This window comes from Spirosoma sp. KUDC1026 (assembly GCF_013375035.1).
Lineage (GTDB): Bacteria > Bacteroidota > Bacteroidia > Cytophagales > Spirosomataceae > Spirosoma.
The window spans coordinates 3,965,234-3,988,764 of sequence record NZ_CP056032.1; the positions used below are offsets into that span (position 1 = coordinate 3,965,234).

Below are 23,531 nucleotides of genomic sequence, written 5' to 3' on the forward strand. Positions count from 1 at the left end.
GCCCGCTGGCGCAAGAATATTGCTGACGCGCCAGCAGGCTCCCTTTAGGGCGGGGGGTCTTTATGAAAGATGTCTTCTACTGAAATAGCAGCGGGGCGAACATGTACAGGTCGTGCCGCCAGACGGGCCAGCTATGCCCACCCGCGTATTCACTGTACTCGTACTTGATGCCCATATCGTCGAACTTTTTCAGCATGATCTGACCGTTCTGGTGGGCAATATCTTCTTTGCCACCCTGCGAAATCCAGAGGTGTTTCAGGTTGCTGTTGATCGTGCTGGCGTTGTCTTTCATGAACGCGTACTGTGGGTCCGACAGCTTGGGGTTGTTGGCGAACCATCCCGAACTGAACACGCCCAGATTCGAGAACATATTCGTGTTTCGGATACCCGCGTACAACGTCTGCAAACCACCCATCGACAGCCCCGCCAACGCCCGGCTTTTCGCATCAGCGTCGACGCGAAAGTTGCTTTCGACGAAGGGGATAACCGCCCCTTTCAGCTCGTTCTCGAAGGTTTTTAGCACATTTTCGTTAAATCCGGCCAGGCCACCGGAGCTCGGTATGTTCCCATCCATCATCACGATCAGCATCGGTTTGGCTTTTCCGGCGGCAATCAGGTTGTCCAGAATCAAATCCGTCCGGCCCTGCGTCGACCAGCCGCGTTCGTCTTCGCCCCCGCCGTGAAGCAGGTACAGCACCGGGTATTTCTGACTGGCGTTCTGGTCATACCCCGGCGGGGCATACACGTACATCTCGCGCCAGGCGTTGAGCGGTTTCGAATAGTACCGTTTAATACGAATGTCGCCGTGGGGTACGTCGCGCAGGGCGTAGAAGGCTTCGTCGCGGTCGGGAATCTCGATACCGCTCGCCATCCGGCCCATCCCGTAGAAGCTTTCACTGGCGGGATCAGCTACGGGCAGCCCGTCAATCAGGAGCGAATAGTAGTGGAACCCCCGGCTGATGGAATCGGTCGTGACGGTCCAGACCCCAGCGGTATCTTTCACCATATCGTATTTCTTACCCAGATCAACCTGCACTTTTTGGGCACCGGGGGCTTTGGTGCGAAAAACCACCCGGTTGTCGGGCAGAATCTGCGGGTACTTCGCCGACCGGATGTTAGACGACGCGGGTGTACCCAGCACCGTGTACTTGTTCAGCGACGCCACATCGACGGGTTTGAACAGGAACTGCGAAAACATGTACAGCCCGTTTTTCCAGACCTTGAAATCATGTCCGCCCGGCTCCACGTAGTACACGTGCGGTACGTCGTGCTGGTAGAGGTAGTCGTGCGTACGCTTGCTGAACGATATTAATCCGTCGGCATCACCGCACGAAATCCAGAGCAGTTCCAATTGCTTTTTCGCGGCTTCCGGATCGGGTACCAGTTCCTGTGGTGTTTTCGTGTTGGGGGCCGACGAAAAGCCACCCACCCACGCGAACTTGTTCAGATTACCCAGTCCGAAATTGAGCGACTGCCCTCCGCCCATCGACAGGCCCGCGATGGCGCGGTGCTCACGATCTTTCAGGGCCGGATACGTCTTTTCCACGTACGGAATCAGGTCGTTGAGCAGGTCTTTTTCGAAGGTTGCGAACGCTTCGACTTTGTCTTTGTCGAAGATGTTGCCCACCGCCCGGTCGTCTTTGATGGCCCGCCCGTTGGGCATCACCACAATCATCGGTTCTAGCTTATTCTGCGCGTACAGGTTATCCAAAATTACCTGCGGAGTACCTCCTTTGAGCCACTCTTTCTCGTCGCCCCCGATGCCGTGGAGCAGGTACAGCACCGGGTATTTTTTCTTTTTCGTGAAACCCGGCGGGGTATAAATCAGGGCTTTTCGGGTAGTGCCCACCGTTTTCGACGCATACTGTACGCTGTCGAGCCGGCCGTGCGGGATGTCGGCGCGGGCCACGTCGAAACCCGCCGGGGCTTCTTTATCGGTTGGTTGGGCCAAGCCGTTACAGTAGAAACTACTGATAATGGCTGTCAGTAGAAAGAGTCGTTTCATACGTACGTATCGTAATTGGTTTTAGGGTCATTTTTTGAAAATCAGGCCCGCGTACTGTCGCAGCGACCGGCGCCAGGTCTGCCACTCGTGCAGTGTACCCGGCGACTCATAATATACGTGCTTGATACCCGCTTTCTCCAGCGCTTCGTGAAAGCCTTTGACGCCGTTATACATCCGCTCCGGTTCTTTGGTGCCGATGCTCACATACACCACCTTCATCTTTTTGTTGAAGGCGTCAGCATCGGCCCAGGCTCCGTTGTAGAGTTGCCTGATGTCGGCTCCCGGCTGTAAACGACCCGCTCCGCTGAACCCGCCGATGTAGGCAAACTTGTCGAGGTTCGTCATCGTCGTCTGAAACGTTTGAAAACCGCCCATCGACAGCCCGGCCATCGCCCGGTTGTCCCGGTCCGTCAGCGTCCGAAACGACTTGTCGATCATTGGAATCACTTCCTGCACCAGTACGTCGGGGAAGATATTGCTGGCCATACCACCGGTTGCGCTGACGGGTTTGGTGGGGTCGGTGGCGTAACCGCGTTCCATCACCACAATCATGGGCGTTGCTTTGCCTTCGGCAATCAGGTTGTCGAGAATCAAATCCATTTTGCCCTGCGTTGGCCAGCCCGTTTCATCTTCGCCCGAGCCGTGCTGCAGATACAGTACGGGGTAACGCTTCTTCGGGTTTTCGTCGTAGCCGGGGGGCGTGTACACGTTGGCCCGGCGCCAGGCTTTGGTCATGTCGGAGTAGTAATTGACCGACCGCACCTGCCCATGGGGCACGTTCTTAGGCTGATAGTAGTCCATGTCCCTGTCCGGAATATCGATGCCGCTGGCCATCCGGCCCATGCCATAAAAGGTCTGACTCGATGGGTCGCAGGTGGCTACCCCATCGGCAATAAGCGAGTAGTAGTGGAAGCCTTCACCGACCGGCTCCGTAGTGACCGTCCAGAAGCCAGCGGTATCTTTCACCATATCGTACTTTTTCATTAAGTCGATCTGCAGCTTGCGGGCATCCGGCGCTTTCACCCGAAACACGACCCGATTGTCGGGCAGAATCTGCGGATACTTCTGCCCCGGAATATTGGTCGACGCCGGTACGCCAGCCGTCTGGGCCTGGGCTGTCAGCGTCGCGATCCCAACGAGTATTGCGATTAATACGTTCATAATAAAGGGTTTAAGGATTGCGGGGTACGCTATTTTACCTGCGGGGTTATGATCTGATAGTTCCCGCTTAAGTGCATAAGGCCGAACAGGTACATCAGCCCGTCGTAGTACGGATCAAAATAGCCATCCTCAAACGGCTCCAGTTTAGCCCTCCATAACGCATGGACAAAATCGAGGCTGTTCTTCTCTTTGTTGATAAGTGACAGCGTAGCCGATGTGGATACCAGCCCAATGGAGTGCCGTAGTTTTTTCACCGGTCCGGCCTGCAGAATGAATTCAGGGCGGGAACCGTCGAGGTTAAACTGGTCTTCGTAGGTATCCATACCTTTCGACCGGAGGAAATTCTGAAAACGCCGGGCGTAGTCTTCCTGCCAGGCTTTGTCTTTACCGTACCAGACGTAGTCCATCGCGATGTTCATGGGCACTCGCCACGAGTCGTACCGGAACGCCGAGGGCGACCAGCGGGTGTCGTGCGGTTTGCCGCTGAACTCGGTATAGTCGGCGTTAAGGCCTGTTACCGGATGGCAGGCGCGGTGCAGAAACACCCGCGACGTATCGGCGCATTCTTTATAAAACTGCTCATGGCCGTCTTTGGCATACAAGGCCCAAACTTCGTAGAACGCGGGTACGTGATACGAGGGGTCGGTCCAGTTGTACATGCCTCCTTCCGGCACAAACGTAATCTGCTTGTGTTCGGTATTGATGAGGTTGTAGATGTTGCCGGTGCCATCTTTCTTCCACATGGCATCCAGTATTCGGCGGGCTTCGCCGTAATAGTTGATGCCGGTATTATTCCCCCACTTGTTGGCGGCAAACAGCAGGCTGGTGACGTAATACAATTCACCGTCCGACGCCGAGCCTTCCGCGTTCTTTTTCATGGTCTGCGGGTTGATGCTCCAGGCAAAATACGCTTCGCGGGGGCCGCTCTGGTGTTGCAGGTACTTCTTCGACCAGCGCCAGATCCGGTCGAACACGTCTTTCTTATCGAGCTGTACGGCCACCATCATACCATACGACAGCCCTTCGGTGCGGGCGTCTTTGTTTTTAACATCCGATACGTAGGCCATCGTATCGCCCACCTCGAAGTAAACCTTATTCGGCCCCTCGAAAATGTCGTGGTAAGCTTTCGCCACCTTCGCATCGATGTCGGCCTGTTTGTAGCCTGCTTCCCGAAACAGATTTCGATAAACAGGCTGACCAGCCTTTTTGCTTTGCCCGAAAGCCGCAGTCTGACTGCTACAAAACACAGCTAGCATCAGCCACAAACTGACTTTCCCTATTCCGTTAGCTTGTATCGTCTGTACCATGAAACCAGTTGAAAAGCGTATCAAGGGTTGCATTTTCTGTCATGCCAACAAATGGGGAATCTCCGGCTATAGCCAATAAAATTGTCTGGTAGCGAAGATCCCCCCTGCCCGCGCCGGCGGACCGGTCGGCATGACAGGAAAAGTCGTAATTAGTTAAACAGCATCGGAGCCAGTTCGTGCAGGCTACGGCGCCAGGTCTGGAATTCGTGACCGGTGTTTTCTGATACGTACGACACGGCTTTGTACCCGGCGGCTGTCAGATCGGTGGCCGCTTTTTTCACGCCGTCGGGCCGCTCCCGGCTGCCGCAGCTAATGAAAACAAGCTTCGGCTTAGCCTTGCCGTTGAGGTCTTCTGGATTGTAGAGACCACCACTGAGCAGGCCGTAATACCCAAACGTTTCCGGTTTGTTAAGCGTAATCATTTTGGTTTCCATACCGCCCATCGACAGCCCGGCCATGGCGCGGTTGTCGCGGTTGGCGAGGGTGCGAAAATTCGCGTCGACGTACGGAATCAGCTCGTCGGTCAGGACGGTCTGAAACGGGTCGATTTTGAACTCGCGGATCTTGCCGAACTTGACTTCGTTGGTCATGCCGTAGGTCATCACGATGATGAACGGCTTAGTCTTGTTTTCGGCGATCAGGTTGTCCATAATCAGGTTGGCGTGGCCCTGATTACTCCAGGCAGTTTCGTCTTCACCCCAGCCGTGTTGCAGGTACAGTACCGGGTACTTTTTCGATTTGTCTTTCTCGTAGCCCGGTGGGGTGTACACAAACGCCCGGCGCGACGTACCCGTACTTTTCGAGGGGAACAGAATCTGCTGCACGTTGCCATGTGGTACCGCTTTCAGTTCGTAAAATGCCTGATCGTGGGCCGGAATCTCGATACCGCTTTCCCACCGCACGGAGCCGTAATAATTCTGCGCGCCAGGGTCGTTGAACTTGCCGCCGTCGACGGTGACGTTGTAATAGTGAAAGCCCTCGTCCATCGGTCCTTCGGTAGTGCCGGTCCAGAAGCCGTCGGCCCCTTTGGTGAGCTTCGTCCCCCCTCGTCCGCCCAGACCCAGACTGACTTTCACGCTGTCGGCTTTGGGCGCGTTGATGCGGAATCGGGCGTACCCCTGCGAATTGACCTGCGGGTACTCTTGCCCCGGCTGATTCAGCACGGAGGGTTTGAAATCGTCGGCAATGGTTGAGGAATTTGTCTGAGCGAAGCTATTCGCGCTCAGTAAGGCAGCTGCGAACAGCAGCGCGGTTGTTGTACGTGTCATTGGTTTTTATTGGTTAAGGGATAATGATTGTAAGAGTCGGTTGATACCCCCAACCCCCTGAAGGGGACTTAGCACACTGGTGAGTAAAGCCCCCTTTAGGGGGTTGGGGTAAACATTACCTGAACAACTGCGGCAACGTATTCACCAGGTACAGTTTGCAGTTCATCCAGGTGTGCCCACCGGGGACAATAAGCGGTTTGACGACGACCTTCTTCTCGTTGAACATGGCGATGTTCTGTTTCACCGGTTCGTACAGAAAATCGTCTGTGCCGACGCTGATGGTGAAGAGTTTCAATTGCTTGTTCAAGGCATCGGCGTCGGGCGACCAGTTGGCGAAGTTCTTTTTAAACTCGTCGGTGGCGGTATAAGGCGCGTAGGAACAGACGTAGGCAAACTTATCGGGGTTCGTCAGGCCGATGTTCAGCGTCTGCCCCCCACCGACTGAAAAGCCCGCAACCGCCCGGCCTTTACTCTCTTTAATGACCGGGTAATTCGCTTCGACAAACGGAACGATGTCGTTTACCATGTCCTTCGTAAAGTCGGCCATTGGCGCGGGGCGGACGTTGCCGTAGGGCATCACAATCAGCATGGGTTTGGCTTTACCCTGCGCGATCAGGTTGTCAGCAATAAGGTTGGCCCGGCCGACTTTGGTCCAGGTTTCTTCGGTATCGGAGCCGCCGTGAATCAGGTACAACACCGGGTACTTCGTCTTGCCGTTCGGATTGAAACCGGGCGGGGTGTACACCAGCAGTTGGCGCGACGTACCCAGCGTTCCCGACTTGTAGAGCCGGTAGCTGATTTTGCCGTGCGGCACGTTCTGCAACGAATGCACCAGCGGCTTGTCGCCGGGAACATCCACGATGCTGCGCTTGAACCGCTCGTTGGCGAAAATGTAGGTGTTGTTGGGGTCGGCCAGTTCCACGCTGTCCACCCGGAAACTATAGGGGTAAATATCGGGCGTGACGGGCGGCACCGTAACGCTCCAGATGCCCGACGTGTCTTTCGTCAGGGCAACGGGCGCTTTCAGAAATTCGCCGTTCAACGTCACCTTGTTGGCTTTTTTCGAAAAGTAGCGGAACGTAATACTATGGTCGGGATGTACGTCGGGCGAGCTAATGGCTGGGGGGCGCTGGGCCAGTACCGTCATCGACAGACCGAGCAAAGCTGGTAGTAGGAATAGACTGTTTTTCATGGTCGGGGCGGGTTAGCGGAAGAGTAAAGGGGCCGTGTCGGCGACGTATTTTTTAACGTTCATCCACGTATGGCCCCCATCGGTAATCAGGCTTTTGTAAGCCACTTTTTTCGCCTTCAGGTAATCCATAAATTCAGTCGTGCCTTTGTACAGAAAATCGTCGCTTCCCACGCTGACCCACAGCAGCTTTAGTTGCTTGTTGGTCTTGTCGGGATTGCCACCGATCTGGCTGAAACTGCCGTCCATTTCCTGGGGCGACAGGTACGAACTATAGCTGCATACCCAGGCGAATTTGTCCAGATTGCCGAACGCCGTGCGCAGGGTTTGCCCACCCCCGCGCGAGAAACCACCGATGGCGCGGTTTTCTTTGTTGGCGACGGTCCGGTAATTCTTCTCGACATACGGTATGACGTTGCCGGTCAGGTCCTGGCCGAAATCGTTAGCCCGTTTTACGGCATCGGCTCCGTCGCGGACGGTTGGGTCGGCGGGTTTGGCTCCGCCTTTCTGCTCGGCAATCCGGGCCGCAATGTTGCCGTAGGGCATCACGATAATCATCGGTTTGGCTTTTCCGGCAGCAATCAGGTTGTCGAGAATCAGGTTCGTCCGGCCCACCTTGAAGAAGGTTTCTTCGGTGTCGGTGGTCCCGCTGATGAGGTAAAAAACAGGGTACTTCTGACCCGGATTCTTGTCGTAGCCCGGCGGGGTGTACACCACCAGCGAGCCCGTCGTTCCTTCCACTGAGGGATAATATTCGTAGTTTACCGACCCGTGGGGTACGTCCTGCAAGCTATGAATCAGGGGCGTCTCACCGGGGATGTCGACCAGGCTGGCCTTGAAACGTTCGTTCGGAAAAAAATCCTCGTTGGCCGGGTCCATCACCGTCACGCCGTCGACCTGAAAGCTGTACGGATAAATGTCGGGTTTGATGGGTTGCGTCGTCACGCTCCAGATACCCTGCGCGTCTTTGGTCATGGCAAGCGGGGCTTTCTCAAACTGCGCGCTCAGCTTTACGTCGGTAGCCTTCGGAGCGAGGTACCGGAACGTAACGGACTTGTCGGCGTTGACCTGTGGCGACACGACCAGCGGCCCCCTCGGCGGCTGGCCAAACGCGACGCCGGCTAACAACGTCAGGACGGCACTTAGTCGAAATGAGATGGACATGTATTTTAGGGTTTATGTAGTAAGGGCACTTACGGCTGTCACGAAGTCGTCAGCAGGCATATCAAAAAAGAGCTGACACTTTAGAATGACATATGCATCCCGGACGTCACTTGATCCAGTTATTCCGCTTCATCCAGTCGAAGAGTGGGTCGATCCAGCTAGGTTGACGAAAAATAAAACCGTGATCGCCTTTCGGATAGATGTGCATCTCGACGGGGATCTTCTGGTGCCGCAGTTTTTCGAAATACACAATGCTATTGTCGACGTCGACCACCTTATCATCGGCCGCGTGGGTCAGGTACGTCGGGGGCGTGTTGGCCCGTATCTGCAATTCATTAGAGTAAAGCTCGACGCTTTGCTGCGACGGGTTCTTGCCGAGCAGATTATCCCGTGAGCCCCGGTGTGCCAGGCTATCCCGCAGGCTGATTACGGGGTATACCAGCACCTGAAAGTCGGGGCGCAGGCTGGTGTTTTGGGGGTTGTCGATCAGCGCTTTTTCGAAATGCGTTGCTTCGGTCGACGCCAGGTGACCACCCGCCGAAAAGCCCATAATACCGATTTTCCCCGGATCGATACCCCACTGAGCAGCGCCCTCACGCACCCGTTTAATGGCCTGCTGCGCGTCCTGCAACGGTCCGATGGTTTTGTCGACCATACTGGAATCGCTGGGTAGCCGGTACTTGAGTACGAAAGCCGCCACGCCTTTCTGAACCAGCGCTTTCGCCGTACCGATTCCCTCGCCCTGGTACACAACAACGCTGTATCCTCCGCCGGGAATAACGACCACCGCCGTACCAGTGGCAATGGCTTTGTCGGGCAGGTAGACTTCCAGCGTCGGCTTAGTAATGCCCCGGAACACGCCCGGCGACGACTGAACTTCCTTCACCGACGATGGCTTTGCGTTGGGTACGTTACCAGCGTACAAGGGAATGATTTTCTGCGCCTGGGTAGACAACCCGGCCGCAAGCAACAATACTGAAAACAGACAGGTCTTTTCCATAGAAACAGGGCAGCTATTTATCGGCTTTGATGGTGTAGCCCAGCAAGGTCAGCATCTGATTGGCGTACTGTTTCCCCAGCTCCCGATAACCGGCTGCATTGAAATGCAGGTTATCGGCCGAATCCGTGCAACCCGCCGACGAGATGACGTGGGCCGTTGGAATGGTCTGGGGCAGCGTGGCGATAATCTTATTCATGCTCGCGCAGATACCCCCCTGATCAGCGTTGACCGTTTCGCCGGCCAGCAGCGGCACAGAGTTGGGCGGCAGGTTCAGATCGGCCAGGAGGTTGTCGTAGACCTTTTTCACCTTCTTTGTCCACAGCGAATCATTGGTATTCGATTCGCCCTGATGCAGCAGGATGCCTTTAATCACGCCGTCCTGCTGCGCCAGCCGGGCCATTTCCACGAGTCGTCCGTACGGATTCCCGCCATATTCGCCGATGAAATTCTTCATCCAGCCCGGCACCGTTGCCGCGTAAGCCTCGTAATGATCTTTGTCGAACAGTTCGATTTTGCACCCACCCACGGCTACGTCGACTACACCCACCCGTGTGTTTGCCGGCAGGTACGTCAGCAGGGTACGCCCGAAGTAGTCGGCGGGGGTTAGGCCGGTGCGGCAGCGGCACAACGGGGGAATAGCCGTGTACCAGTTTCCTTTCGTCCGGCCGAGGTCGGGGCAGTCGACGGCTTCCAGCACCTGAAACCGGGGATCTACGCCGACCGTATCCTGCGGCTCAAACCGGGCATTCCCTTCCATGTTCGACTGACCCAGGCAGAGATAAACGTGAAAATTCGGGTCCTGCGCAAAGGCATTCAGCCCCAGTAGCAGCAGTCCGGTCATTGCCCATCCCATCACGAATTTGTTTAGTCTGCTTATCCGGGTCATTCGTATTGGATTTAAAGGTTATTTGAGAATCTTATTTATCCCGGCACCGGGCCGAGCGGCCGGCGCCGGGATAAATAAGGCGGTTTTACTACGATCGTCTGGAGTCATTTTCAGCTCTGCCTACACAATCTGAAGCGGAAGTGCTGTGTCGTTTGCCAGGCGATCGGGAATGGTTACATGCAGGCCGTCTGCTTTCCGCGTAAACGCCAGTTTCTGGTTGCTTCCGGCTACTGATACGTTGGTAATGGCTTTTGGATGGTACGCACTATCCGTCGCGAGCGATTTGATGACGACCGTTTCTCCGCTGGGTTTCCCCATCAGGATGGCGTACAAACGGTCTTTCTTTGTCGTAAACCGAACGTCCTCGGCCGTAAATGGCTTGTCTTTCCCTTCGTTGAAACCCTGCGCAACCGGGGCCGCAGCCCCCTCCAGAGCTGGTCCTTCCCCGAAGATTTTCCAGGGGCGCGTATCGTAAATGCAGTCGCTGTATTGCTGCATCCAGTCGGTGATGCCGGCTACTACCTGACGTTCTTTCTCATCGATGGAGCCGTCCCCCCGTACCGGAATGTTCAGCAGTAGATTTCCATTTTTACTAACCACGTCGACCAACGTGTGAACGACAGTTTTCGCGGTTTTGTAGCGATCCTTGTCGTACACATCGCGGTTGTAGTGCCAGTCGCCGATGCAGGTATCCGTTTGCCAGACAAACGGTTCGATTTTGTTGCTGTGGCCGCGTTCCACGTCCCAGACCATGCATTTGCGCTGCGCTTCGTCCAGCACTTTCCCATTCAGCACCGCTTCCAATCGTCCGCCGTGACGCTTCATGTTGTGGTTGTAAAAGTGAGCCGCAATCTGTAGACCGATGTCGTTGATCGGGTGAAAAGGCAGCACCGTGTCGTCAAAATACAACAGGTCGGGATTGTAGTGATTGATCAGGTCGAGAGTACGGTTCAGAAATTTTCGGCAGTAGGCGGCACTCGGCACCGATGCCCCGTTACCCCATTCCCACTGTTTATGGATAGACGACGGTTTTTCGGCACCAACGCTCAGGGGGTGCTGCTGGGCGTACAGCTCCTGCGGATCGAGCCCATCCCACCACTTGCCCTTTCCCTGCTGCCGGGTAACGTTGCCGTCGAAGGCTACGTTATTTTTATCGGTTAGTTGCGACGGTTCCAGCCACGACCAGGTATGCGACGCGTGTACGCTGACCCCAAACGGCAGATCGTTGGCGCGGGCTGCCCGCACCCAGCCACCAATCACGTCCTTCTTTGGCCCTAGCTTCGTTGCGTTCCAGTTCTTTTGGTACTTGCTGTCGTAATTGTCGAAGTTGTCATGGTGGTTGGCCATCGCAAAAAAGTACCGGGCACCGGCTTTTTTGTAGAGCCCCACTAGTTCGTCAGGGTTCCACTTTTCCGCTTTCCACTCATTGATGACATCCTTAAAACCAAACTTCGACGGATGGCCGTATTTTTCGAGGTGATACTTGTACTGGCGGCTCCCCTCCTGATACATACCCCGGGCGTACCAGTCGCCGGCTTCGGGTTGGCACTGTGGTCCCCAGTGCGCCCAGATACCGAACTTGGCATCCCGAAACCAGTCGAGCGTCTTATACTGTGCCAGTGAGTCCCAGGTCGGCTTGAACAGCCCCGTTGTTATAGGCTCATCCGAAATGATGGTTTGATTACGGAAAAGTCTGGTCAGGTCATTTCGGAACCTGATTGCTGGCAGGGCCAGTGCTAATTGTTTAATCGTCTCCCGTCGATTCATGTACTACTGAGTTTAGTTATGTAGTAAACCATTGACTAATGGTTTACTTAGACGAGGTTAACTTATCGCTAATCTGAAAATAATCAAAATCAGCGTACCCGCCCGGCGTTTGCGTGGCGTAGTTGAACAGGCCAAAGCGGTAGCCCATGAAATGCGGAATGGTGTATGGCATTTTGATCGGTTCCCCAATGGCGGTCCACGTTTTGCCGTCGAGGCTATAAAAGAAACGGCCGGTGTCTTTGCGGTCGCGGAAGTCGCATTCAGCTTTCAGGTAAACAACCGATACCGACAGCGGCACCCGCTGCATCTCCACGGCTTTGCCCGACGCAGCACTGACCATCACGATGGCCCGGGTTCCGCCGGTTTGCTTCACCCCCACCAAACCGTATTGCTTCTGCAACAGGCTTAGCCCCGCGAAGTCACCGTCGATTAGCTTCGACACGTCGAGCCGGGTTGAGCCGGTGCATTGAGGGCCGATGGTCCGCTGTGTCAGCGTGTTGCGGGCGGTTACGAAGGACGTATCAGTCCGGCCGGTTTTCAGGCGCAGAAAACCCTTCCGTTCCGAAACGGACCACAGCGCATTATCGGGGTTATGATTCCACTGCCACACAAGTGGCAGCGTCGGGTCGCCCTTTTTGCGGGTAAACTCATCCGACGCGACGATACCGGGAATCAGCCCAGTGCTGGCAGGCAGGTCAAGCGTCTGCGGCACTTTCCCGTCGACACCCAGCACGGGCCAGCCATCTTTCCACGTCACCGGCACCAGGTACGGAATGCGCCCCACACCCCCGAAGTCGCGGAACAGGTACGAAAACCACCGACCGTCGGGCGTATCGATCAGGCCACCCTGCGCCACGCCCAGATCCTGCAAGCCGATCCGGCCTTCCCAGGGACCGGCGAGTTGATCGGCGCGGTGGATCACCACAGTCCGCATGCCGCCCTGTGGCCAGGTGATGTTGAAGAGATAATATTTGCCGTTTACCTTGAGCAGTTGCGACCCTTCGGCGGGCAGCCCCCGGCCCGTACCCGACGGTTCACTGGCATTCTCGATGAGCACCCGCTCGGTACCCGGTTTCACGCCCGACACGTCGGCATTAAGTTCGACAATGCGGAGTTTACCCGCGCCGTAGACCATGTACACCCGGCCGTCGTCGTCAAAAAACAGGCTGTGATCGTGGAAGGAAGGCTTGAACGACACGGCTTTCCACGGGCCTTTCTCGATGTTTTTCGTGGCGTAGATGTGCGTCCGGCCCGTTGTCTGGGCGAAGGTAGTGGCGTAGTAGGTACCGTTGTGAAAACGCAGGCTACTCGCCCACGAACCCCGCCCGTAGGTGCTTTGGCCGTTGGTCAGGTTCATGGCGTCGACGGTGGCCAGCGTGTCGTAGGCGTAACTGACCAGCTTCCAGTTAACCAGATCCGTCGATTTCATAATCGGCAGGCCCGGACTCAAATGCATGGTCGTGCTGCTCATGTAGTAGGTCTTGCCCACCCGGATCATGGCCATGTCCGGCACGTCGGCGAAAATGATCGGGTTGGTCGCTTTCTGCGCCAGGGCCGACGTACCTACCAGCAGCCCTACCCAGAGCAGCATCGTTCGGCAAAAACCGGGTTGTAGTGGGGTCATGTACTTGTGTTGGTTTAGGAAGGTGGGGTTACTCGAAAACGGCCACAAAGCCATCATTACCCGTCAGTTGCACCGGCATGATACCGTTGGCCGGAACGGTCATCGCCCGGACATCGAAGGCAGGATTGTCGCTATCGGACGGAACCGACGTGAACACCCGGCCTTTCCGGTTTTTCAGAAATGACAGATCGACCGATAGTGCCTTGTCGGTTTTTTCGCCGTTGACACCCGCTACGTACCATTTGTTGCCGGTCTTCCGGGCGATGATGAGCTGCTTGCCGGGTTCGCCGTCGATAAACCGCACGTCGTCCCAGCTATTGGGCAACTGCCGGAGAAACTCCTTCACGTCAGCCGGTACGTGCGTCATGCCGTCGGCCGTTTCGGCAAAATGCTGAATCCCCGACAGGAACAGTACCGACGTTGCCAGTTCAAAGGCCGGGGTAGTAGCCCGTTTGATGCGCGGAATTTTGTAGAGGCACATGGGCGTAAAATCCATCGGGTCGAAGGCGTTGCGGATCATGGCGCAGTTGATCATGTGCGCCGGGGCCGCGTTGGCGGTCTGCTGGCTGAACGTAATCATTTCGTAGCCATGCACGGCTTCGGTCGTCATCAGGTTCGGGTACGTACGGGCCAGCCCGCGCGGCAGGGTCGCCCCGTGAAAATTGATTAGAATCTGGTACGCAGCCGCGTCAGTCAGGATGTCTTCGTAGTAGTTGATCATCGACTGACCGTCGCCCCCGAAGAAGTCGATCTTGATGCCTTTGATGCCCATGTCGCGGAGCCGGGCAAACTCCTGCACCCGGCTCTCGTGGGTCAGCAGCTTGTTGCGGGGCGTAAACGGCACCGTGTTCCAGCTCCCGGCCGAGTTGTACCAGAGCAGCATGCCGACGCCCTTCGTTTTGGCGTAATCGGCCAGCACCTTCACCGAATCGTAGCCGATGCTTTTGTCCCAGTTCGCGTCGATCAGGCAGTACTGCCAGTGCATATCAGCAGCATAGTCGACGTATTTTTTCTGCACCGGATAGACGGTTGCCCCGTCTTTTTCGAGCACCCAGCTCCACGACGCTTTACCGGGTTTGATAAATGACGCGTCCATTTTCCGCGCCGGCCGCGCCAGGTCGGTACCCAGCGTCGATTCCATTACCGTTTTCAGATTGCCTACCACCAGAATCCGCCAGGGCGTCTGCCAAGGGAGCGTCGATTCAGGGTTCAGCGCGCCATTCTCGATTTTCTCGGGCGTCTGCGGGAAGTTGATCCGGTACTCGCCCCCCGGCGACTGCTGTTGCAGGGCCGTGCCGCAGTAATGCCGTCCCAGGTCGGCTTCAGTCAGCATTACCCACGTCTGGTTGTGGCGGAACAGGGCCGGATAAATCCAGCCGTTCTTACCGGGCGCGGGCGTACCAACGGGAATATCCATTTTGTAATGGGCCTCGTACGACGGATTCGAATGCTCAAACCCCGACTGGGCTTCCGTTTTTTCCTGCATCCACGCCCGCGTGCCTTCGTTGAAGTGGAAGGTCGTGGCTTCAGCAGTAATCTTTTTGACGTCGGTCGACCGGTCCGGGAACTCGTACCGGAAGGCAAGCCCGTCGTTCGAGACCCGGAACACAATATTCATCCGCTGTCCGCCTGCGGTCTGGGTCTCGACGGTACGCTGGGTGGCCGTGTAGCGGATGTTTTTCTTCTTGGCGTTGACCATCGTGTAGTTGTCCGTGATGGTCGTGGGTGCCGATACGCGCAGCAGTTTCAGCCCTTCGGAAAAATCAGCGTCCTCGCGCACCAGCCCCAGCGCCGACGGCGCCAGCACCGATTCGCCTTTGTAGCTGACGGCATACGTCAGCCGGGCCGGGTCACAGGTGGCGACGATCTGCTTGTCGGGGCTGCTGATGGTGTACGTCGATTGTGCGTACGTTCGTGCCGCCCCGCCGAGCAACAGACCCAGCGCTGCCAGTGCCAGCCAGCTACTCCGCGAGCGGAATTTATTCGGTTTACGATCTTGATAAACAGACTCTTTCATAGCGTTCAGGAATAATTACGCCCACTTATGGCGGGGCAGAAAGCCGTTACTCAAGCGGCCCGATGAGTTCGATAAACGTACCGTCAGGGTCCTGCACCAGTACGAAATGCGCCTTGTCGTTGAGGGGTATCGGCGTGCTGCCCCGGAACGATACGTTCATCTTCGTCAGCCGGTCGATGATCGGTTTGAGTGCCTTCACGTTGATGGTGATGTACTGCATGCCGGTGTCGTCCTGAATGAATTTCGGTCTGGGGTGGCCCGCTTTTTTGCCGAAGCTCATCAGCTTCCAGTCGGTAGCGTCGGGACTGTTTTCCAGTTTCAGGATAGTCACCTGCGTCGGGGTTCCATTGGCCAGCCCCGACCGTTTCGAAAACTCGTCGTTGATGGTGAAAGTCCCGGTTTTAACCATGCCAATGCCGTTGACATAGAAATCGAGCGATTTGTCAATGTCAGCCACGACCACGCCGACACCGATCACTTTACTGGTAAAATTGGACTGGGATACGCCGAAGTGGCTTAGCAGTAAGCTAAACAGTAGGGCGAAAACGGTTTTCATATGGGAGTAATTTATAAGCTTACCTGCTCAGGTTAAGAGACTCTTCAAACGTGTGCTTCAATTTATCCTGTCACTCCGTTTCTGTCATCCCGACGTCAGGAGGGATCTTCGGGCGTAGCAATCAAAACCCCTACTACCGAAGATCCCTCCTGACGTCGGGATGACAGAAAGGCAACTGTTAATCAAATCCTCTACGACTCCTTTTTCACTAACCGGACGAAATACACCGGACCGGCAGCACTCTGTGGCAGGGCCTGAAACTTCACCCGGACAGCCTTCTTCCCTTGTACCATCGACGCCGGGATGGGGTACGTTATGTCCTTAAACGCCGACTGATTCCAGCGCCCCGTATTGTCTTCCGTCACGAGTTTCTGGTCATCGATGTAGATGTCGAATTTGTGGTTGCCCCACTCCGCTCCCCAGTACCGAACCATCAGACTTAGATCCGTAGCGTCCTCGGTCGCCAGGTTATAGCTGAAATAGCCGCCGTTACTCGCGTCGCGCCAGAACGCATCCTGCGATGACCCTTTCCGCGACTTCTCACTTTGCATGGCATGGTCAACTTCGGGTTGCTGCTCACCGGGGGCAACCGCGTCAACGGTGCGTTTTTGCAGCGCCAGCTTTTCGCGTTCAATACCAGCGATGGAGTCGAGATACGTCCGGTAATTGGCGTTGCTCAGGGCCATCCAGTACATCATGTAGCGGGCGTCGTGGATACGGTAAAACGGCTCCAGCACCAGATTCGACGCGTTGACCAATCGCTGTTTCGGCAGCGTGTACGTCAGCGACTTCCCAGCTACCGGCACCAGTTCATTAGTGATAGCTGACGAATTATCGGCAACGAGAATCGGGGCTTTGTCGACGGGCAATCGTTCGCCACCGGCGATGTGCCCCCAGCGGCTATCGTCGGCCAGCAGCCCCTTCATGTTCTCGGTTCCGGTTTTGGCACCCAGCAGAATCGGGCCGTGCAGAATCGCGACGTAATTGGGTACGTTGGGCATCTGTTCCAGCGTGTTATGCATTGGTAAGGAAACCGTTAGCACATCGCCTTTTTTCCAGCTTCGTTTCACCGCAACGTATGATCCCGGCTGCGCTGAGTAAGCCACATTCTTCCCGTTGACGGCCAGTTTCAGCGCCCCGGCCTTAACCCACGACGGATATCGAATCAACATTGGAAACGTACCAGTCCCCTCGGTGATAGTCAGTTTGGTCTGCTCTTCATCCGGGAAACGGGTCGTCTGCCGCAGTTTGATTTTCTTGTCGCGCCAGTTCAGCTCCGACGCCACGAACAGGTTCACAAACAGTGAGTCGTGCTGATGGGTGTAGATGAACTGCCCGTACTTGCCGTGATTTTCCATACCGCTTCCCACGCAGCACCACATGGCTTCGTCAGGCGTCGAATAGACCCGGTAATGGCGCGGCCGAGCCGGCGTGAAGTAGACGTACCCCCCGTTATCGGGGTGCTGCGTCGACAGGATGTGGTTGAACAGCGCGCGTTCGTAAAAGTCGACGTACCGGGCGTCCGGCTTCGCGCGAAAAACGTCCTCCGTCAGTTTCAGCATGTTATACGTATTGCACGACTCCGGCCCCTCTACGTCGCTGACGAAATCGGTACTGGCCGCTTTGCTGGGAAAAAACTCGCGCCGACTGTTGCCCCCCAACGCCAGACTTCGGCGCTGCGTAACGGTCTCCCAGAAAAACGTACCCGCTTTGGTGTACTGATCATCGTGCGCCAGCTCACCAATGCGGTGAAACCCAATGGCTTTGGGTACCTGCGTGTTGGCGTGCTTATTATCCAGATTGTCTTTACCGACGGCCATCGGATCGAGGAGTTGGTGGTGCGAAAACCGTCGGGCCGCCGTCAGGTACTTCTCGTTACCGGTCATCTGATAGGCGTCGGCAAACATCTCGTTCATACCGCCGTGTTCTGTGTTCAGCATCGACTCCATTTGCGCATCCGACAGAGCCGACGTGATGTTGATTCCCCAGTCGCAGAAGTTCAGAAATATCGCTTTCGCGGTTTCGTCGCCGGTGTAGAGCCAGGCGTCGCGCAGGCCGCTGTACAGTTTATGGACGTTGTACCACGGCACCCAGGCGTCGTGGTACGCCTTAAAATCGCCCGTTTTGAACGTCGACCAGACGGTTTTGCTATCGGGAACGCCCCCCACGTAGCCCACGCCCCAGCCCGGATTGTTTTTCGCGCTAGCTTCCTGACAGGCCTTTAACTCCGCCAGCATATAGGCCATACGCTTTTGGCAATCGGCGTTACCCGTAGCCGCGTTCATCGCCAGCGCCGACAGGTAATGGCCACCGACGTGCCCATCCAGCCCCGCCCAGTTTTTGTAGTCGGCGGCTTTCGACGGCAGTCCGGCTTCCTTGCGAAACGGAGCCAGCAGCCGATCAACGTCGTATTTGAGCAGCGTTTGCACGTTCAGGTCCTGAGCATGCTTGAACGGCCCGTCGAGCAGCGTTACGTCGCGCAGCGGAAACTCATTGGTATACAGCTGACTCTGCGCATTCGTGTCATAAGCACACAAACTAAGACAGGCACAGATCAGCCCAACAAAAGAGCGGGTCATCGTTGATTGCGTATTAGTTATTTACTGAAGAGCACTTTTTGTCATCCCGACGCAGGAGGGATCTTCGCTAGAAGCAAGAGAGGCCGCCTGTTAGCGAACCGGGCCGCCGGAGCGGATCCCTCCTGCGTCGGGATGACAAAAAACCACGGAGACAAAAACAATCCCCTACTTATACATCGGGTCGTTGCCGCTGTACCGCAGATAGTTAAAAGACGCGCTGTTGTCTGAGTTACTTCCCGACGAGGTCGCGTACATCCCGAATACGCAACCGATGAAGCCCCCCGCCACCTGTGTACTCAGAAATTTCCCGTCGATCCTGTCTTTCAGTAGCTTCCAGTCGTTCGGTTTGTCGGCCACGTAGAAATCGTAGGCATCACCTTTGGCGTCGATACGGAGCATCACCTTCTTCGCGTCGGCGGCAACGGGCGTCTGGGCGAGCAGCTCCAGGTTTTTGTCGTTGGTGCTCTTGAAGAGCTGCACCACGGGCTTACCCTGATCGGTCGATTTGGCCAGGAAATAGAAGTGTTTCTCGTCCTGAAAAATCACCAGCCCCGCTTTTTCGTCGGCCGATTTAGCCGTGAAATCCAGCGCGGTTTCGGCGGAACAGTTCAGGTGCTGCTGCCGCTTGCCGATGAAGGCCGGGTTACCCGCTTCCGAAATGGTTTCCGGCTTGAGTTTCATCGTCAGCCCATTGGCTTTGCTGAAGCTGAACGACTTGTCGTCGCGGGTACGCAGGAACAGCAGGGCCGGATCGAGCGTCTTATCGAAGTTAATCGTGTAAGCGAAGTTGCCGTTCTGGGGACGGGCGTCTTTCTGCTTTACCTCCTTGAAGTTGCCGACGTAGCTATAGGCAATGGGTTTCTCGCCATGTTCGATCATGGGCCAGTCATTGGTCCAGGTTAGGGGAGCGATAAACGTTTCGCGACCGGTGTTGTAGTAGTTGCCCTCGTACGGCCGAACCGCTAGAAAAATCGAATACCACTTACCATCTGGTCCCTCCACAAACTGCGCGTGCCCCGCCGACGTGATTGGATCTTTGCGGTCGGCGGGTAATCCCCGCTGCGTCAAAATTGGGTTCCCCTCGTAGGGTACGTACGGGCCCCAGACGTCTTTGCTCCGCAGCACGACCTCCGAGTGGTTGACCGACGTACCGCCCTCAGCCGCGTAGAGGTAATACCAGTTGTTCCGCTTCATGATGTGCGGACCCTCGATCCAGACGGGTTTCTTGCTCAGATCGACCCCGCCGTTGACGAGTTGTTTTTCCTCGCCTAAAACCTTCAGGTTTTTAGCGTCGAACTCGTACATCCGAATCGTCCGATGGCCTGGATAGAGCGGCTTACGGTCGGGGGCGTCGCTATTGTAGAGGATGTACGCCTTGTCGGTCGACTCGTCGAAATACAACGACGGGTCAATACCCTTTACCTCCGGCAACTTCACCGGATTACTCCACGGTCCCGCCGGATTCTTTGCCGTTACCACGAAGTTACCATCATGGTCGATGTCGGTGCAGGTGATGTAGAAGGTGCCTTTCGAATAACTGATACCCGGCGCAAACAGACCCCGCGTCATGCGTTCGCCCATAAAGTCCATCTGCTCGGGCCGGTCGATGACATTACCAATCTGCTTCCAGTTTTTGAGGTCTTTGCTGTGCAGCACCGGGATGCCGGGGAAGTACGAAAAGGTGGAATTGATGAGGTAATAGTCGCTGCCCACCTTCACGATGCTGGGATCGGGATAAAACCCCGTCATAATGGGGTTGACTAGCGTCGTTGTCTGCGCCAGCGATACCTGGCTCATGCCGGCGAGCAGTGCCGCACAGAATGCCGTAATAATGCGTTTTTTCATAAGGGTTTGGTCAGGTTTGTATGCGTTTTTGGGTCAGTTTTTTTGTCATCCCGACGTTAGGAGGGATCTTCGGCAGGAACGATTAAAACTGCCTATACCCGAAGATCCCTCCTAACGTCGGGATGACAAAAAACGTTGGTGATAAGTCATGAATGACAGAAAAGCTATTCCAGAATATCTTCATTCAAAAAGCGCCATTCGGGGTTAATAGACTGAATCAATTCTATTTTCTTCTCTCTCCGCCACCCTTTAATCTCTTTCTCCCGGTCGATTGCATTCCGAACGTATTGGTGGTGTTCCCAGTAGACGAGCCGATGGCAATAGAATTTACCCGCAAACTTTCCTGCCTGTCCCCGCGACTCGTAATGCTCCTGTAATCGCCTGACCAGGTCGTTGGTCATACCCGTATACAGCACCGTTTTTTCCGGGTTCGTGACGATGTAGACGTAGAAAGCATACCGATTCATTTCCTGCTGTTCTGGTGCTTCTTTATTTTCGTTCTTTTATCATTAAATTCTCCTTTTTTGTCATCCCGACCGGTCCGCCGGTGAGGCAGGAGGGATCTTCGGCAGTAGTAAGACAAACCGCCTGCTAATGAAGATCCCTCCTGCCGCACCGGCGGACCGGTCGGGATGACAAAAAACGCTCTCATTACAACGCAACCAGCGTGTAGGTCTTGCCACGTTGTGTGGGTATGTCGTAGAGCCAGGTTGGTTTCAGGGGCGGGGTGGCCGGGGCCGGATCAGTCAGCGTCGCAACAATGGGCTTGGGCGTTTCCTCCGTCTGATAGAACTCGTTTGGGTTTGGCCCCGATGCCGTTGCCAGCGTCCCTTTGCTCCCTTTCAATTCGTTCGGCGTGCGAATGCGCAGGTTGCCGCCCAGGTTCGACCGAATTTCAATCTTCGTCAGCTTACCACCGTCCCATTCCATTCCCACGACCTCGAAGCCGCCCCGCGCCCGTAGGCCACTGATACTGCCCGTCGGCCAGACGTCGGGTAAGGCGGGCAGCAGGTGGAGGGCACCGTCGTTGCTTTGCAGCAGCATTTCGGTAATACCCGACGTGCAGCCGAAGTTACCATCGATCTGAAACGGCGGGTGGGCGTCGAACAGGTTGTTGTACGTGCCGCCCCCTTCCTTGTTGACACCCAGCGGAGTCAGCTGATTCTGAATAAGCGTGTACGCGTGGTTGCCGTCCTGCAATTTGGCCCACCAGTTTACTTTCCAGCCCATACTCCAACCCGTCGATACATCGCCCCGGTGGGTCAGCGTCGTGCGCGAAGCATTGAACAGGTTGGGCGTGCGGTAGGCCGAAATCTGGTTGGACGGGAACAGGCCGTAGAGGTGGGAAATATGTCGGTGTTTGTCGTTCGGATCATCAATATCATCGAGCCACTCCTGCAACTGCCCGTGCTTTCCGATGTGCATGGGTGGTAATTTGGCCCGCATCTGCCGGAGCGAATCGGCAAATGGCTTATCGGTGTTCAGCAGGTCGGCCACGCGGATGGCGGTACTGAATACATCGAATACGATCTGATTATCCATCGTCGTACCGGCATCCAGCGACGAGCCGCCGTGGGCTTGCGGAGCATTTTCGGGCGACGTGCTCGGCGTAACGACCAGCCACTTGTACTTCGGATGCTCGACCAGGAAATCGGCGTAGAACTGAGCCGCTCCTTTCAGAATCGGGTAGGCCGATGTCAGGAACGCCCGGTCGCCGGAGTAGAGATAATGTTCCCACAGATGCTGGCTGAGCCACGCGCCCCCGGCAGTCCACATGCCCCAGAATGCACCGTCGACCGGGCCGTTGATCCGCCAGATATCGGTGTTGTGGTGGGCCATCCAGCCGCGCGCGCCATACATGATCCGCGCCGTCTCCTGCCCCGTCTGCGACAGGTCGCGGATCAGGCTAAACAGCGGCTCGTGCATCTCGGGCAAGCCCGTTTTTTCGGCGGGCCAGTAGTTCATCTGTGTGTTGATGTTGATGGTGTACTTACTATCCCAGGGTGGTCGCATACTCCGGTTCCAGATACCCTGCAGATTAGCCGCCTGTCCATTGGGCTGTGACGACGAAATGAGCAGATAGCGCCCGTACTGGTAATAGAGCGTTACCAGGTTCGGGTCGTTGACCGAGCGGAAGTTTTTTAGTCGTTCATCGGTGGGTAGTTTGGCCGCGTCGGTCGACGTAAGATCGAGACGAACCCGATTGAAATAGCGTTGGTAAGCGGCTACGTGCGGTTTGATTAGCGCATCGTACGACTGGCGAAAGGCCTTGTCAAGCGTGGCCACTACGCGTTCGCTTTCATTACCGCTCAGGTCGTTATAATTGACAAAGTTGGTGGCAATGGCGAGGTAGATAGTAGCGGTCGTGGCCCCGTCGACGACCAGCGTCTGCCCGTTGGCCGATACGGTACCGCTTTTGGTTTTGATACGAGCCAGACTTTTAAATTTCACCTTGCCGGGTACGCCTTCGTGGTCGGCGGTGACACCGGACAGCATCAGCTCGTTGCGATTGGTGGTGTTGATAACAGCGTTGGGGTGCAGGCTGGTAAACGACGTCACGAAGGAGAGCTTACCGGGTTTGTCGGCCGACAGCTGCACAGCCAGTACGTTAGCGGGCAGCGACGTAATGACTTCGCGGGTGTACGTTACATCGCCGACTTTGTAGGTCGTTTTGGCGACGGCCCGCTCGATGTCAAGTTCGCGGTAGTAATCTGTATAGCTATCGTGGCCGGCGAACGTCAGCAGCAGATTCCCCACCGGCTGAAACATTTGTCCTTGCGATTTCTTGGTCAGGATCGACTTGTTGGCCAGTTGCTCGGCTTCTTTCTGCTTCCCGTCAAAAATCAGTTGGCGAATTTCGGGGAGCACCGCTTTTGCGTTGGGGTTATCATTCCGGTTAGGACTACCGCTCCAGACGGTGCCTTCGTTGAGTTGAAGGGTTTCCTGGGGTACGTTGCCGTAGACCATCGCCCCCAGCCGACCATTCCCGACGGGCAGCGCGCTTTCCCAGACGGTTCCCGCCGGTTTGTCGTACCACAGTTTCAGACTGGGTTTGTCTTGGGCGTAGACCGCAGTGGTCAGGATCAGCAGCAACAAATAAAGCAACCGTTTCATACAATTCAGATACTCTTCGTGAGCAAATACGCAAGCTGCCTGCCCGTTC

General features: G+C 55.9%; 16 protein-coding genes. All 16 read right to left on the bottom strand.

Annotated features, from left to right (window positions below; genetic code table 11):
- Positions 1–76 precede the first annotated feature (76 nt).
- Positions 77–2,005 (bottom strand): alpha/beta hydrolase-fold protein, encoded by a 1,929-nt coding sequence (locus tag HU175_RS16575; protein WP_176567649.1) that lies wholly within the window; start codon positions 2,003–2,005, stop codon positions 77–79.
- 27 nt (positions 2,006–2,032) lie between these two features.
- The gene (locus HU175_RS16580) at positions 2,033–3,166 is read right to left on the bottom strand and encodes an alpha/beta hydrolase-fold protein (RefSeq protein WP_176567650.1); all 1,134 of its coding nucleotides are present in this window, start codon (positions 3,164–3,166) and stop codon (positions 2,033–2,035) included.
- A gap of 29 nt (positions 3,167–3,195) precedes the next feature.
- The gene (locus HU175_RS16585; protein WP_228724184.1) at positions 3,196–4,473 is read right to left on the bottom strand and encodes a glycosyl hydrolase family 8; all 1,278 of its coding nucleotides are present in this window, start codon (positions 4,471–4,473) and stop codon (positions 3,196–3,198) included.
- 149 nt (positions 4,474–4,622) lie between these two features.
- The gene (locus HU175_RS16590; RefSeq protein WP_176567651.1) at positions 4,623–5,741 is read right to left on the bottom strand and encodes an alpha/beta hydrolase-fold protein; all 1,119 of its coding nucleotides are present in this window, start codon (positions 5,739–5,741) and stop codon (positions 4,623–4,625) included.
- Positions 5,742–5,856: 115 nt separating this feature from the next.
- The gene (locus HU175_RS16595; RefSeq protein WP_176567652.1) at positions 5,857–6,933 is read right to left on the bottom strand and encodes an alpha/beta hydrolase; all 1,077 of its coding nucleotides are present in this window, start codon (positions 6,931–6,933) and stop codon (positions 5,857–5,859) included.
- Positions 6,934–6,945: 12 nt separating this feature from the next.
- Positions 6,946–8,094: an alpha/beta hydrolase gene (locus HU175_RS16600; RefSeq protein ID WP_176567653.1), complete on the bottom strand. Its 1,149-nt coding sequence runs from the start codon at positions 8,092–8,094 to the stop codon at positions 6,946–6,948.
- A 106-nt stretch (positions 8,095–8,200) separates the two neighbouring features.
- Positions 8,201–9,094: an alpha/beta hydrolase gene (locus HU175_RS16605; protein WP_176567654.1), complete on the bottom strand. Its 894-nt coding sequence runs from the start codon at positions 9,092–9,094 to the stop codon at positions 8,201–8,203.
- Positions 9,095–9,107: 13 nt separating this feature from the next.
- Complete coding sequence (locus HU175_RS16610) at positions 9,108–9,980, bottom strand: sialate O-acetylesterase (protein ID WP_410528565.1); 873 nt, start codon at positions 9,978–9,980, stop codon at positions 9,108–9,110.
- 120 nt (positions 9,981–10,100) lie between these two features.
- A complete protein-coding gene (locus HU175_RS16615) occupies positions 10,101–11,747 on the bottom strand; it encodes an alpha-L-fucosidase (RefSeq protein WP_176567655.1) in 1,647 nt (548 codons plus the stop codon).
- A 43-nt stretch (positions 11,748–11,790) separates the two neighbouring features.
- Positions 11,791–13,338: a glycoside hydrolase 43 family protein gene (locus tag HU175_RS16620; RefSeq protein WP_176569250.1), complete on the bottom strand. Its 1,548-nt coding sequence runs from the start codon at positions 13,336–13,338 to the stop codon at positions 11,791–11,793.
- Between the two features lie 61 nt (positions 13,339–13,399).
- Positions 13,400–15,388 carry a glycoside hydrolase family 97 protein gene (locus HU175_RS16625; protein ID WP_176567656.1) on the bottom strand — a complete coding sequence of 663 codons (1,989 nt, stop codon included), beginning with the start codon at positions 15,386–15,388 and terminating at the stop codon, positions 13,400–13,402.
- A gap of 46 nt (positions 15,389–15,434) precedes the next feature.
- Complete coding sequence (locus HU175_RS16630; RefSeq protein ID WP_176567657.1) at positions 15,435–15,944, bottom strand: VOC family protein; 510 nt, start codon at positions 15,942–15,944, stop codon at positions 15,435–15,437.
- 191 nt (positions 15,945–16,135) lie between these two features.
- Entirely contained in the window at positions 16,136–18,523 is a 2,388-nt protein-coding gene (locus tag HU175_RS16635) for a glycoside hydrolase family 127 protein (RefSeq protein ID WP_176567658.1), read from the bottom strand.
- 165 nt (positions 18,524–18,688) lie between these two features.
- The gene (locus HU175_RS16640) at positions 18,689–20,368 is read right to left on the bottom strand and encodes a glycoside hydrolase family 43 protein (protein ID WP_176567659.1); all 1,680 of its coding nucleotides are present in this window, start codon (positions 20,366–20,368) and stop codon (positions 18,689–18,691) included.
- Between the two features lie 164 nt (positions 20,369–20,532).
- Complete coding sequence (locus HU175_RS16645; RefSeq protein WP_176567660.1) at positions 20,533–20,835, bottom strand: GIY-YIG nuclease family protein; 303 nt, start codon at positions 20,833–20,835, stop codon at positions 20,533–20,535.
- Positions 20,836–21,019: 184 nt separating this feature from the next.
- Complete coding sequence (locus HU175_RS16650; protein WP_176567661.1) at positions 21,020–23,482, bottom strand: glycosyl hydrolase family 95 catalytic domain-containing protein; 2,463 nt, start codon at positions 23,480–23,482, stop codon at positions 21,020–21,022.
- Between the last annotated feature and the right edge of the window lie 49 nt (positions 23,483–23,531).